Origin of the sequence: Shewanella hanedai, from assembly GCF_007197645.1 — a bacterium.
Classification (GTDB): Bacteria; Pseudomonadota; Gammaproteobacteria; order Enterobacterales; family Shewanellaceae; genus Shewanella; species Shewanella hanedai.
In genome coordinates this window covers 1-13879 of record NZ_VKGK01000034.1, presented here as the reverse complement: position 1 = coordinate 13879, position 13879 = coordinate 1, and the positions used below count along the sequence as shown (strand labels likewise).

The following is a 13879-nucleotide window of genomic DNA, read 5'->3' as shown; positions in this document are numbered from 1 at the left end:
AACCTAGTATCGAAGCCAGTAAGGTTAACTTGATCACACTTTGAAGGGCAATAGGTAAATGCTTTGCTGTAATGTAGTTACTAAATCGATTGTTCTCTATCAAATTATAATTCAGAGTAAAACGTTAATTAAGCACGCGTTTTGTGGTCATTTCACTGTATTTACAGCAGGTATAGATTGTTCTAAAACAATGGGAGTTTTGTTGATCCACATCACATTACCTGTGTGAAAATCGCGCTAGTTTAAAGAGGAATCGAGAATAAACAGACAAGGAGTTGAACTTATGTTTCCTGAATACAGAGCACTCATCACTAAGTTAAAAACTGACGACGCACACTTTCTAAAGGTGTTTAACAAACATAATGCGCTAGATGATGAGATTAAGGAATTAGAACAACATAGCTCGACCGCCTTTACCAATGAGGTTCAAGAGCTTAAAAAGAAAAAGTTACACGTAAAAGAGGAACTCCACACTATTCTCAAGTCAATACAGCCTCAGTAGCGTCTCCAGCAAAAATGGGCGCTTATGCGCCCATTTTTAATGTCACCATCAAATCGATGTTATCAGCGTAAAGCCTTGGCTAACTCGGCACTTGAGCCAAAGTTATGCACATCTATCACTTTCAAATTATTGAGTAAGATCAAAGTTGCCATATCTTCGTCAGAAGGAAGCAGCTTAGTCACTTCACCTTCTCTGTCCAGTCCAATTGGGAATGGGAGATCTTTCATCTTAGGAATTGCCACAAATTTAGCGATAAGTGAAGGCATACCACTAATATCTGCGATATAGACTTGAGTGGCTGGGATCTTCTCGCCATCTGCAATCTGTAATGTTAACGCCTCTTTAATGATATCTCCGCCATCCATATCACGACTAAAAAGTATCGCTAGCGTATTGGCATTAACTTCAACTTTCTGTTCAAATTGATCTTCTAACTGTATTGGGGTCACTTGATCACCAGCTTCATAAAATGACGCTTGAGCAAAGTTAGCAAGGAACATACAGCTAATAAAAATTATCGCTCTCATATTTGATCTCCTGTTAAGTAAAAATAGCCTCAAGAGTACTCGACTCTCCATAAAACCACATGGTCGAAATAGTTAATTCATGATCCCCTTCACGCACAATATTACATGAGAAGGAGCTGTCTATAAAATTTCAGTTCCAAAAGAGACAAATGTCAGTAAGCTAAGCTCAATGGCATTATACCAAAAAAGACATAAATAGGACGGGATATGAAGGAAGATCAACTAGAGCAGGAACTTCAACAACTACAAGGTGTGTACAACATCATCTATGAATTCTTGGTTCAATACAGTTTCCAACTGATAGGCGCTTTTTTCATTTTCCTACTTGGTCTCTGGGTCGCTAACAAGGTATCGAACCTAGTTGCCAGCCAACTGAAAAAGCATGATATCGATATCACCTTGAGTAATTTCGTGACTAACTTGCTCAGAATACTGATCATCGTCATGGTCGGTATTGTCTGTCTCGGTAAACTTGGGATAAGCATTACGCCTATGGTCGCAGCAATAGGTGCGGCATCATTAGGGGCTGGCTTAGCCCTACAGGGAATGCTCTCTAACTATGCGGCTGGGATCACCATCATTGTCACTCGTCCCTTTGTCGTCGGCAATACCATCAGCATTAAAGACGTTACCGGGGTTGTGAAGGATATTTACCTCGGGATGACAGTGCTTATAAATGAAGAGGGAGAACAGATAAACATCCCCAATAAACACATTGTCGGTGAGATACTGCATAACTCTTTTGCCAACAAGTTGGTCGAGACCAAGTTTAATATCAGCTATAAGTCAGATCCCGATGAAGTCATCGCCTTAGCAACAGAGGCTGTCACTCAATGCCCTCGTGTTTATCATGAACAAAGCCCGCTTATTGGTATCAATGACTTTAACAGTATCGGAATTGAGATAAGCATACGTTACTGGGTACCTACTGATACGTACTACCAAGATAAATACCACGCTAACCTAGCCATTTATCGGGCTCTATTGGCGGCTAATATTGAGATTCCCTGCCCTGTAAGAGAGATCCATATAGAGAGTTAAAGGTATTAATGGGCAGTTCAAAGCTAACAACGCTCTGTTCTGCCTAATGACAAATTACCACGATAATTCAAAATACTTATTAATCAATGTAACTAACATCCTCAACGTATCGCACCATATGTTCTCCTTTAAATAGCCTTCCAGAACAAGAAACACACTGCAACCATTTAAATTAATAAAGATTAATGTTTTAACTTTAGTTAAAATACATCAATAAATGGAATATGGACTGGTATATCGGTGACTATAATTATCCATAAAGCCTAACTCAATTTTAATTGTTGTCGTTAGACACACAATAAACATAAGTAAAACGAATAATCATTATAAGTAATACAGTCTCGATTCAAGTCAATAAACTCATCAAGATACGCCCCATAGAAAAAAAAGATTTTTAATTTCCATAGGGAGCACAAAGATGAAAAAATCAATTCTAGCTATCGCACTAATGAGCACATTCTCATACGCAAACGCTGCTGACGTAGACAACACTTGGTATATAGGTGCTGGTGCAGGTCAAAGCAATTACGAATCAGTCGATGCAGTTAGTCACTTAGGTGATGATAGCGACTTAGCATGGAACGCTATAGTAGGTTATCAATTAAACAAATATTTCGCAGTCGAAGCTGGCTGGCAAGATCTTGGCACCGATGATGATACTCATCAGTGGGGCGGACTTGATGGTTCTCAATCAATTAAAGTAGATGGTTTTACTCTTGGCCTAGTGGGTACACTTCCACTCAATGAAAAATGGTTCTTAACTGGTGAAGCCGGTGCTTACCAATATCATTTAGCTCACCAGATGAGTGCTGATAAATATGTCAGTGCAACAGACACTGCTCCTTACTTTGGTGCCGGTGTAGGTTACAAGATCACCGATGCTTTAGAAGTGTCAGCTAAGTACCGTCGTTTCGCTAACGTCGATGAAACAGCTTGGAACACTGCCAACATGGATGCACAGACTGTTGGTCTACAAATGGTTTACCGTTTCGGTGTTAAACCAGCTCACATTGCACCAGCTGTTCTACCAGCCGTTATCCCTGTTGTCGTAGAAGAAGCTATCATCACTCCAGTTCCAGAAGTTGTTTATGCAACTGAAGTTCAGCAAAGTAGTGTTGCAGTGCTATTCGGATTCGATTCTTCAAAGTTAAGCAGCAAAGCTGAAGCTAAGCTCGATGAAGTTATCCGCGTTTCAAAGTTAAATGACAATGATGTGATCATGCTAGACGGTCAGGCAGATAACCAAGGTCCTTCTGCTTACAACCAGAAACTATCTGAAGCTCGTGTTCAACAGGTAAAAGATTACCTTACGACTCACGGCGTAGAAGTTCAGAAATTAGAAACCAAAGCGACGGGTTCAGAAGGCGCACAAGGCAACACCCTTGCTGACCACGCTCTAGAGCGTCGCGTGACTATCACTCTAACCAGTGAAGTTCAGGTTGTTGCATCTTAAGACCAATTTAAGCTTGCTTGAATGCCCCTTTGATTGATCGTGTTAGCGCACATTTACTATCAGAGTAATATGGACCCGAATCGTCTAAGGATTGGATCCTCTGGTATTAAAGCTCAAGAGATAAATAGCATTCAACACTTAAGTCACGTCATTAAGTCTAAGGATTAGACACCTTGATATAGGACGGACCCTTTAACAGAATGAGAGCATTACAGCCTGTAATACTCTCATTTTGTCAGTTAATTTACTTAGATTAACAAACCAGTTTGTGATCCCAAAGGCCAAGGAAGGCCTTTTTACTTCCTCCCCCTTTGCCGATGCCAGCATTTCATCTATAGTCGACTCGTTACTCCCCACCATAGAGTTAGAACGACGACATGCCTTTAGAGAATAAAATCGAACAACTAAAAGATTGCGATCTCAACCTGCTCATCGCTCTATCTGTATTGCTAAAAGAAGCGCATGTTACTAAGTCAGCTAAGGAACTTGGATTATCTCAATCGGCCATGAGTCAGATACTCAAGCGTCTACGTCTGATGTTTGAAGATCCCCTACTTGTTAAAAGTCACAATGGCATGACGCTTACCAATAAGGCAAACACCATAAAACTGGAGCTAAAGCCGATACTCAATCGCGTGCTCACTATTTTGGAAGGGGACACATTTAATCCTGCCACAGCGCAAGGCAGAATCAGGGTAATGATGAATGATGTACTTGCACAGATGTGTATCGCAGAACTGATTGCTGAATTAGACCAGCATGCTCCCGGCATTGAACTTGAATACATGACCCAGCAAACAGAGGGGTTTAAAATGCTAAGACGCGGGCATTTAGATCTAATTGTGGGCTTTTATGATTCCGTGCCTAAGCCAATCCGTAGTCAAGTCATTGCCAAATATCCTTGGCAATTAGTCACATTAGATAACAGCGCCCCCGAATATATAGACATGCTAAATAATGGTTATCATATTATAGAGGAGAGCCCATTTAAGCTGTTGAGGTATCAATATCAAGAGCATAATCAAATTCATATGATTAACGCGCTCAAAACAATCAACGCGGAAGACGCCTCATACTCTATGACCTCAGGCTCCTTAAGTACCCTGACTCAAGCAATGACAGCGCCATGCACTATCATGCTACTTCCGCACTACTCGGTCAGAATTTTTGAGCATCATCAGGTGGAAGATTTTATCTGGTTAGGCGATACCATAGAACTTGAATTGAAATGCTGTTGGAACGAACATAACCGAAACCTTGAACTGCAAAAGTGGTTCAGAAAACTGCTCTCCTCAATCTTAATAAAACAGCTAGGTGATACAACATCATGAACCACTCAGATCTGAAAATAATACAGGGCTGTGACCTTAATTTACTGCTCAGTCTAGCAGTATTAATTAAGGAGGAGAGTGTTTCTAAAAGTGCTGAGCGACTCGATATATCTCAACCTGCCATGAGTCAAAACCTGAAGAAGATACGTAGCTTATTCGATGAACCTCTGTTCATTAAACATGGACAAGGCATTAAGGCGACAAAGAAGGCCAAACTGCTGCGACCAGGATTAGAGGAATGGCTCGAGATGAGTAGCAGACTCATTTTACAGAAGTCGTTCGATCCCAAGGAAGTGCACGGCGTCGTGCGCATTGCATTTATCGACGCCATGACCTCCGAACTTGTCCCTAAAATCCTTGAAATGGTCATGCAAGCAGCCCCAAATGTTGAGCTGGAATTCCTGCATAAACCTAAAAACATGTTCTCTATGCTTGAATCAGGAGAGTTAGATCTTTGTATTGGTGGTACAGAGCTGCCACCTGCCAATATTCATGGGCGTCGCTTCAGCCTAGATAAGTATTCTATCGCATCGAGTCCGAGCCACTCTATCAACCAAATAGCCAATCTTAACTTGGCTGATATATTCAGTTTCGATACGGCTGAATACTCAGCCTCAAATGCCGCAGAACCACAAATAACCCAGTTAGCTCAAGCAAATAATCTAAGCCGTAAGGTCAGCTTTTCAACCAGCTCAATGTTGGTGCTGTGCAATGGACTATTAGCTGGGAAACACATTGCTTTTATCTCTGACATTATTAGCCAAAATCCTTATTGGCAAAAAAAGCTCGCCATTATCAGTCATGACGATCTGCCAGAAGTCGAGAGTACCCTTTATTGGCATGCCAGAGTCCACCAAGATCCATTAGTGCAATGGTTTAAAAACAACTGCCTGATGTTAGTCGGCGGATTCAAAGAGCAAGAAGTAATGACCCCCTAATAAGCTAATTCAAAGCCCTCTTTGCCACTCCTTTCTCAAGCTAATCTGTAAAGGGTGGTTAATGGCTTGCTCAACCTCAGAGATTAACCGCGACTTATCCTTGCCTAATATACCTTTAAGAACGAGATAGTTAGATGCATGATCAGAACGGAAAATGGTTTTCTCAAGGGTAAGATGGCTAAGCAATGTGTGCATCTCATTGAACAGCCCAGCCTGATTTGGCAATGAAAACTGTCCATCATAAGCCTTATCCATCCGCTCAGTACCTAAAGGCAAAGTGACCACTAAAGTCGACAGATATTCTGGCTGTGCGGCATTCATCAAGCGCGCCGAGTTAATAGCATGTTGCTCTGAAAGCTCACTGCCACCTAATCCATTTAATATCATCACCGAAGACTTTATTCCCGCCGCTTTAATCTTCTGTAACGCAGTTAATGACGAAGCATAGGTCTCACCCTTATCAATTCTCTTAAGCACTTCATCATCGCCACTTTCACAACCGATATAAAGCAGTGAAAGACCTAGCTCTCTCAATCTCGTCAATTGCTCAGGTGTCTTATTTTTTAGGTTTCTAGGCAAACAATAACTGCTCACTCGCGTCACATTAGGCAAGTGTTCACGGATCAATAAACAGATGGCTTCTAAACGTTCAAATGGCAGACTCATCGCATCGCCGTCAGCAAGGAAAACCCGACAGACATCTTGGCCAGTGCCAGCAACGGTCTCTATATCGGCTAAAATGCTCTCTATTTTCTGCGCACGAAATCGCTTCTGAGGCGCCGTATACATGTCGCAAAATGTGCAACGATTCCAACTACAACCATTGGTTACTTGCAGAATTAATGATTTCCACTCAGATGGCGGACGAAATACGGGTTCAATATAACGTAACAAATTTCACCTCTTCAATATTGACAGAATACTAGAGTACAAGCGGTTCACAGAGAATCCATTAACCTTAATTTAATTTTGATTTAATTAGCTTTGGTTAAACTAACAGCATTCGGAATCGATACAAAGATTCTGAAATCTCTCAACATACCTTTAGGTATCACGAGATACACTTAACCGTGTAAAAAAACAGGTAGCATCGGCCTGCGTACGTAAAATAAGAACCAGGCAAATAAACTTATAAGCTCAAGACAGGCGAAGCGATAAGGATTTAGTGAACCACTAATCACTTATACCCAGCTTACAACACCTGCATCGATTTGATCATCGGCGTTTATATGTCACTGTTTGTATCTTGGTAAAGCCAATACAAATGTTCATCCTTGCTAGCACAATGGATTAAGTAGTTGCGCTGACACCAAGTTAATGAATAAGCTTCTCAATAAAAGACGCCCTTATCAATAAGGGGTACCAACAGTCGGTGCTCCTTTCATTTTACATCATAATAATCCCGCACAGCATACGCTAACCTTCTATATTTAAATTAAATTTAAATATTTATCTAGAAAATCAACTTCAGATACTGATGATTTTTTCAGCTTAATTTCAGTGTACATTCATAGAGACAAATGTATAAAAAGTCATCACCCCTTACTAGTTTGTATATTTTTATAGCTCGCATGTACCCAGCCGTTAAACACTCTTTTAAAAGTAAGTTATCAGTCTGATTTTTACTCAATAAACCTTTGACCCGAGTCAATAATCCCAGTGTTTCTTCATTATCATCTACTTAAAATCGTTAAGGTTATTTGCGGGGACCAAGAGACTTTAATTATAAAAATGATATTTGGGAGTGACGATGAAAGTGTTAAATAAGCAATATTTAGCCTTAGTTGTAGCCGGTTCCATAGGACTTAGCGCCTGTGGCAGCGATGGTAAAGATGGCAGTGACGGGGAGGATGGAACAAGTCCAAAGCCTCCTACGGTAGATTCATCTCAAGTGACAAATGTTGAGGTGATTTCACACACTCTCGAAGAGGGAAAAGTTAAGTTTGAATTTGAGATCACCAATGAAGCAGAGATGTTAATTACAGGCCTTGAAAAAGCCAATGCTGAAGTAGCTGAATTAACCGATAAAGGCATTGGTCGTAGTCGTGATGATTTTGAAGGAACAATATTAGGCGGCAGTGCGAGCGAAGCCAGCGAGGGAGCGACGCTAACAGAGATAGAACCGGGTCACTATGAATTTATAGCCCCTATGGCTTCAGTCAATGGCGCCACAGAAGGTCTAATCCGTCTTGCCGTTGGTGGCGGTGATAACATTGCTAAATCTCGTTATATGGTCGTCGCAAAGAGTGACGACATTCATACCACCTCAACTGCGACCTGCCACGCTTGTCATACTGATTATGCTGCATCACACTTAAAGCATCCGAGTTATACGGCGATTAATCCTGAAGGTGAAACCGACCTAGTTGCAGGTTGTATGACATGTCATGGCAATATCGCCCGTGATGATGGCGGTTACGCGCGAAATACCATGCAAAAGATTGGTCATATCAATCACCAAACCTTTGAAAAAGACTTTGCCCCATCCAACTGTTACACCTGCCATGAAAAGCCGATCACGACCGTTTATTCCATGACAACTTGTACAGATTGTCATGATGCAGCAGGTATTGGTGCCAATGGTTTAGCTGCGCAGCTTGATGCTTTCAACAATGGTGAAGACGCCCGCTTATTCCATAAGCAAGTGACGACTCGTGCCGAACTTCGTGAGCATCACTACACAACAACGGCTGCACCTTATATTAATGAAAACTTAGAGTGGGACAGCTTCCCTGACGGAGGGTGGTGTACTGATATCGCTCTGTTCAATACTGAAGAGGAGAGTGAATCTCAGTTAAACATCGCTACCTTATATGCCAATGGAACCCTGACATACGCGGGCGCCTATATCCATGGTTATCATGATGACTCCCTTGTAGGTCGCCCAAGCCCACGCGGATCAGAGCAATACATTGAGAATATCGATGGCAGTCGTTCGATCTGTTATCCGCACCTTGATGGATTAAAAACTGATTATCGCTTAGCTGGTCTTACCGCAAGTACACGCGTGACCTTTAAACAACAAGATGATGATGGCGGGTATGACGGTGTCTCCTTCACCAGTTATTCAGATGTCGTCGACCATGATGGCATTAAAACTCAAGCGTTTGAACGGCGTCATAGTGTGACCGCAAACAGCTGTACAAGTTGCCATACCAACGAGACTAATTACCATAAGAATGGCAGTTACAATGAAGGTGGTAAAGACTGTGTAGCCTGTCACAACAACGGACAAGATCGTAGTGCGAAGAACTCAGCACCAGGTTTTGGCCCTATGGTGCATAGCATGCACTGGGGTGTCGGTAATACCGCGACAGATCCTGATGGTGAAGCCAATTCAGCCGATCGATTAAACGCTGAAAACTGTGTAACTTGCCACGCAGATGGTATCGATCTAGATGCGGTTCCGAATCAGTACCTATTATCAAAAGCGTACAATGGTGGCATATCCGGTGTAATGAGTAGCCCAATTACCGCCAACTGCTTTGCTTGTCATAACGATACTTCAGCGAAGAATCATATGATCCAACAAGGCGGTGAAATTAATGCCGTCAAGCTAGAGGATTGGTACACATTGCCAACGTCTGAATCTTGTGCAACCTGTCATGCAGAAGGTAAGTCATATGGCATAGAGAAATTCCACATTTTCGACCGCGCACTTTAGGTCATCTGAACATGATCAGTTGAGATGGAATATGGCTACCCTGCAGGCTGTCACTCTCATCTCAATTGATTAACTAAGACTAAAGGGCTCTTCGGGGCCCTTTTTTGTTGCCTTAAGGTTTACATATTCCAAGCTACGACTCTTATTTCATATTACTCATTCGCCTTTAGCTCCATTTTCGATTAGTTTAGGTCTGTCTATTTTATATTCTACCGTTAGAGGTTTTGAAAAGAGCTCTAATGAAAAGAATGATTTATAAAACAAAATACATGGATTTTAACTAACTATTTCGAACTAATATTTGGGATATTAAAGAGGGAAATATGAAAACATCTCTTCATCTGAGTGCCCTAGCACTAGCCGTAACCTTAGGGTTAGGTCTGAGTGCTTGTTCAAACTCAACAAATAACGTCAGCAGTGCTGCAGTAAGTGAATCAGCTCAAGTATCGATGTCTGTACCAAAATACAATGCCAAAACCTTTTTTGAAACTACGACTTATTTCGGTTCATCATTCTCTGCCGATGGAAGTTCTATTTTAATCGGTTCAGATCAAAGTGGGATCTTTAATCTGTATAAAATGGACATAAGCACTGGCGAACAAGTCGCACTAACCGACTTTAAAGACACCACTTACCCTGTGTCTTGGTTCCCTAACGATGACCGCGTATTGCTAACCCAAGATAACGGCGGTAATGAGCTTTATCACCTATTCGTTCGTGAAACCGATGGCACAATTAACGACCTAACCAATACTGATAATACTCGCGCCAACTTTGTTAATTTTACTAATGACGGCCAGTTTTTCTATGCAACGACCAATGAGCGCGATCCTAAATTTATGGATCTCTACCGTTACGATGCAAAAACTTATCAGCGCACATTGGCTTTTAAAAATGTACAGGGATTTGAAGTAGCAGAAGTCTCGTCAGATGGGCAGTTCGTCGCACTAGCCAAAGCACACACAAATAGAGACAGTGATACCTACCTACTTGATTTGAGAAAACGCTCCGCTAAACCTACGCTCATTAGCGAACATAAAGACCCAGCAAACTACCGCCCAATGACATTTTCGCCTGACAGTAAGCAGCTCTATTACGGCACAGATGCAAAAGGCGAGTTTTCGCAAGTTTGGCAATATGATCTCGAATCACAAAAGCACAGTTTAGCGATTGCAGCAGATTGGAATGTCAGCTTTGTCTATTTCTCTGAATCAGGCAGATATCGAGTATCTGGCGTCAATGCCGATGCCAGTACACTCATCAGTATCTTAGACACTGTTACGGGCAAAGAGTTAACCTTACCTGAACTCCCCGCTGGCGACCTGCGTAGCGTCAACTTCTCTAAAGATGAACAGACTCTGTCATTTTATATTAACTCAGACATCTCTCCTTCTAACCTCTTCGTCTGGAAAATGGACAGTGGCTCTGCCAAACAACTCACTCAGGCTTTAAACCCTCAGATTAACCCCAAAGACTTAGTGGCAAGTGAAGTGGTTCGCTTTAAGAGTTTTGATGGCTTAGAGATCCCAGGATTGCTGTTTAAACCTAAAGGTGCGAGCGCTGAAAATAGGAAACCAGCGGTTGTCTTTGTCCATGGGGGACCAGGAGGTCAGAGTCGCACAGGCTACAGTGCTATGCGCCAACACCTGATCAATCATGGCTATGCTGTTTTTGCTGTCAATAACAGAGGCAGCTCTGGCTACGGTAAAACATTCTTCCATTTAGATGATAAAAATCACGGTGAGAATGACCTACAAGACATCATCTACGGGAAAAACTACCTGCAGACACTAGATTGGATAGACGCAGATAAGATAGGCATCATGGGCGGCAGCTACGGCGGTTATATGACCGCAGCAGCACTCGTATTTGAACCTGAAGAGTTTGAAGTCGGCATCGACATCTTCGGGGTCACTAACTGGGTGCGTACCTTAAACTCAATTCCACCTTGGTGGGAATCATTTAAACAAGCCTTGTATGATGAGATGGGCGATCCTGCAACAGATGCAGAACGTCATAGAGCTATCTCTCCACTCTTCCATGCTCAAAATATCGTTAAACCACTGATGGTTATTCAGGGTGCCAACGACCCTAGGGTACTTAAGATTGAAAGTGATGAGCTGGTAGAGAAAGTGAAGCAAAATGGTGTGCCAGTAGAGTATGTCGTCTTTGATGATGAAGGGCACGGTTTCCGTAAGAAAAATAACCGTATCACAGCATCAGAAGCCTATGTCGACTTCCTTGATACCTATCTTGATACACCAAAGAAAATAGCTACAAAGTAGTCAAGCTAGGTTAATCGATATAAAAAAGCTCAATCAAGGCCATTGGTCCTGATTGAGCTTATATCATTCGTTCAATGTGATTCTACGAACTAATCTTCTGGTAGCTCAGCGTTGTGGTAGACGTTCTGCACATCATCACAATCTTCAAGTGCGGCTAAGAACTTTTCAAACTGCTCAATCACTTCAGGATCATCAAGTTCAGTCATCGTCTGTGGAATGAAAGTGATCTCTTCCACTTCAAATTCAGCTTCAGGATCTGCTTCACTTAATGCCGTTTTAGTCTTGTAAAACTCGGTGTGTGGGGCATAAACACTGATCATGCCATCTTCAAGCTCAACGTCAGTCACATCAACATCAGCCATCATTAGCATCTCTAACACTTCATCTTCGTCTTCACCTTTGAAGACAAAAATAGCTTGATGCTCGAACATATGACCTACGGTACCAGGGCCGCCCAACTTAGCATCGTTCTTGACGAATGCTTGACGTACTTCAGTAAAGGTTCGCTTCACATTGTCAGTGAGGCAATCGACGATAACCATACAACCACCTGGACCGAAACCTTCATAACGGGCAGTCTCATAATCCTCACCACCACCGCCTCGAGCTTTCTCGATAGCACGTTCGATAACGTGAGCAGGAACTTGATCTTTCTTAGCTTTAGCAATCAAATGACGCAGTGAAAGGTTACCGTCAGGATCGAAACCACCACTCTTAGCGCAAACATAGATCTCTTTACCATAGCGAGAGTAAATTCTGGTCTTCTGTCCTGCCGTCTTGGCCATAGATTCTTTCTTGTTCTGGTATGCTCTTCCCATCTCACTCTTTCTCATTAAGACTAAAAAATTGACTGCAATATTAGCAGCTTTATCAGCTTTTTTGCACACTAGCGTTTTTTAATTTAATAAAATTTGATTTTGCTTCATAAAATCTCATATTCATGTGACTTTTCGCTATAGCCCAGTGGTGATACACTGAATTTTTATGCCTTAGGGGAAGATATGAAGTGGAGTGATTTGTCGTTTAAACAACTCAGCCTTGATGAGCTATACGACGTATTAAAACTGAGAGTAGACGTTTTTATTGTCGAACAGAATTGTCCCTACCCAGAGCTAGACGACAAAGATAGACATCCCGACACTCGCCACCTTATTGGTCGAGATCCGCTGGGCAAAATCGTCGCTTATGCACGCGTACTTGCCCCAGGTGTCAGTTATCCAGATTCGAGTATCGGCCGCGTCCTCGTAGCCGAAAAGGCCAGAGGTGGCGGAAGTGCTAAATCTTTAATGAATCAAGCAATCGCTTTAGCAAACAAACACTGGCCCGAGAACAATATTCAACTTGGAGGGCAGGAATACCTTAAAGCCTTCTATCAAAAATTAGGGTTCGAACCCGTCTCAGATGTCTATTTAGAAGATGGGATCCCACATCTCGACATGCTGTACCAACGAACATAAACAGAGAAGGAGTCTAGCGGATTCCTTATTCTTACCCGCCACTTCCTTCTGTAGATCAGAATTATACCAATCAGTATAAAGATTTGATCGCTCAGCGAGAGTTTAGCGGTCCTGAGGCAAGGCAACGAGTGAAGAGCATAGTTATTCTACGGTTAAGCTCGTTAACACAGCATCAGAACCGCTAAAACTCGCCTGTAAGGAGTGTTTTTGGCTGCCTAGTTCTGCGTTGAATGAACTCATAAGGGAACAACCATTATGTCATCCATTCGCCTTGAATTAGTTTGCCAAAAAACACTCTGAGTAGATCAACTTCTTATACTGATTGGTATTAGCTACGATCGCCATCTATTACGAAAGTTTCCTCATGTTCGTTCAGTCAAAACGAAAAAAGCCCGTTGCGTTAGCAACGGGCTTTATCGCTTCTCTTTCGAGAATAAATAGGCGCCTGTCATGGCCAGCTACGTTAAAGCTTCGCACTCATAAGCACATCGCTATCGCAATATTCGCCCTACTCTTTATTATCCCCGAAGGGGACACATGGGGGCGAAAAAGTTGCGCTGTGGATGCGCAGCATTCAGCTGCTTTGTAGCGAGAAGTGACGAAGTCGCTGAACTGGGGAGCCCGCTTAGCGGCGGGTCGACATCGAGGTAGGCATTGCACGTACGTGCTTAAGTGGATAAG

11 protein-coding genes are annotated in these 13879 nt (G+C 42.3%); 8 read left to right on the top strand and 3 right to left on the bottom strand.

The annotated features are described in order from the left end of the window. Nucleotides 1-283: 283 nt before the first annotated feature. Complete coding sequence (locus tag FN961_RS20880; protein ID WP_144042107.1) at nt 284-502, top strand: HP1242/YdcH family protein; 219 nt, start codon at nt 284-286, stop codon at nt 500-502. A gap of 62 nt (nt 503-564) precedes the next feature. On the opposite strand, the gene FN961_RS20875 is transcribed toward FN961_RS20880, so the two are convergent. Then, nucleotides 565-1029 (bottom strand): hypothetical protein, encoded by a 465-nt coding sequence (locus tag FN961_RS20875; protein ID WP_144042106.1) that lies wholly within the window; start codon nt 1027-1029, stop codon nt 565-567. Between the two features lie 207 nt (nt 1030-1236). Here FN961_RS20875 and FN961_RS20870 point away from each other — a divergent pair, with 207 nt between their 5' ends. The 4 genes from FN961_RS20870 (at nt 1237) to FN961_RS20855 (ending at nt 5792) form a co-directional block, all read left to right on the top strand. Next, the gene (locus tag FN961_RS20870; RefSeq protein ID WP_144042105.1) at nt 1237-2070 is read left to right on the top strand and encodes a mechanosensitive ion channel family protein; all 834 of its coding nucleotides are present in this window, start codon (nt 1237-1239) and stop codon (nt 2068-2070) included. Between the two features lie 418 nt (nt 2071-2488). After that, a complete protein-coding gene (locus FN961_RS20865; protein ID WP_144042104.1) occupies nt 2489-3523 on the top strand; it encodes an outer membrane beta-barrel protein in 1035 nt (344 codons plus the stop codon). 377 nt (nt 3524-3900) lie between these two features. Beyond that, entirely contained in the window at nt 3901-4854 is a 954-nt protein-coding gene (locus tag FN961_RS20860) for a LysR family transcriptional regulator (RefSeq protein ID WP_144042103.1), read from the top strand. After that, a complete protein-coding gene (locus FN961_RS20855) occupies nt 4851-5792 on the top strand; it encodes a LysR family transcriptional regulator (RefSeq protein ID WP_144042102.1) in 942 nt (313 codons plus the stop codon). The genes FN961_RS20860 and FN961_RS20855 overlap by 4 nt, the downstream gene beginning before the upstream one ends. Before the next feature lie 9 nt (nt 5793-5801). Here FN961_RS20855 and FN961_RS20850 read toward each other — a convergent pair whose 3' ends face one another. Beyond that, nucleotides 5802-6686, bottom strand: a complete 885-nt coding sequence (locus tag FN961_RS20850; protein ID WP_144042101.1) for a radical SAM protein — start codon at nt 6684-6686, stop codon at nt 5802-5804. An 856-nt stretch (nt 6687-7542) separates the two neighbouring features. Between FN961_RS20850 and FN961_RS20845 the strand changes: the two genes are divergently transcribed. Further along, the gene (locus FN961_RS20845) at nt 7543-9456 is read left to right on the top strand and encodes a multiheme c-type cytochrome (RefSeq protein ID WP_144042100.1); all 1914 of its coding nucleotides are present in this window, start codon (nt 7543-7545) and stop codon (nt 9454-9456) included. Between the two features lie 323 nt (nt 9457-9779). Continuing rightward, a complete protein-coding gene (locus FN961_RS20840) occupies nt 9780-11741 on the top strand; it encodes a S9 family peptidase (RefSeq protein ID WP_144042099.1) in 1962 nt (653 codons plus the stop codon). An 89-nt stretch (nt 11742-11830) separates the two neighbouring features. Here FN961_RS20840 and FN961_RS20835 read toward each other — a convergent pair whose 3' ends face one another. Beyond that, nucleotides 11831-12559 (bottom strand): YebC/PmpR family DNA-binding transcriptional regulator, encoded by a 729-nt coding sequence (locus FN961_RS20835; protein WP_144042098.1) that lies wholly within the window; start codon nt 12557-12559, stop codon nt 11831-11833. 183 nt (nt 12560-12742) lie between these two features. Between FN961_RS20835 and FN961_RS20830 the strand changes: the two genes are divergently transcribed. Continuing rightward, the gene (locus tag FN961_RS20830; protein ID WP_144042097.1) at nt 12743-13198 is read left to right on the top strand and encodes a GNAT family N-acetyltransferase; all 456 of its coding nucleotides are present in this window, start codon (nt 12743-12745) and stop codon (nt 13196-13198) included. The last annotated feature ends 681 nt before the right edge of the window (nt 13199-13879 follow it).

Bases quoted from the DNA above. Each gene is read 5' to 3' on its own strand.
- FN961_RS20880 (WP_144042107.1), top strand. From the start codon at position 284: ATGTTTCCTGAATACAGAGCACTCATCACTAAGTTAAAAACTGACGAC.
- FN961_RS20875 (WP_144042106.1), bottom strand. From the start codon at position 1,029: ATGAGAGCGATAATTTTTATTAGCTGTATGTTCCTTGCTAACTTTGCT.
- FN961_RS20870 (WP_144042105.1), top strand. From the start codon at position 1,237: ATGAAGGAAGATCAACTAGAGCAGGAACTTCAACAACTACAAGGTGTG.
- FN961_RS20865 (WP_144042104.1), top strand. From the start codon at position 2,489: ATGAAAAAATCAATTCTAGCTATCGCACTAATGAGCACATTCTCATAC.
- FN961_RS20860 (WP_144042103.1), top strand. From the start codon at position 3,901: ATGCCTTTAGAGAATAAAATCGAACAACTAAAAGATTGCGATCTCAAC.
- FN961_RS20855 (WP_144042102.1), top strand. From the start codon at position 4,851: ATGAACCACTCAGATCTGAAAATAATACAGGGCTGTGACCTTAATTTA.
- FN961_RS20845 (WP_144042100.1), top strand. From the start codon at position 7,543: ATGAAAGTGTTAAATAAGCAATATTTAGCCTTAGTTGTAGCCGGTTCC.
- FN961_RS20840 (WP_144042099.1), top strand. From the start codon at position 9,780: ATGAAAACATCTCTTCATCTGAGTGCCCTAGCACTAGCCGTAACCTTA.
- FN961_RS20835 (WP_144042098.1), bottom strand. From the start codon at position 12,559: ATGGGAAGAGCATACCAGAACAAGAAAGAATCTATGGCCAAGACGGCA.
- FN961_RS20830 (WP_144042097.1), top strand. From the start codon at position 12,743: ATGAAGTGGAGTGATTTGTCGTTTAAACAACTCAGCCTTGATGAGCTA.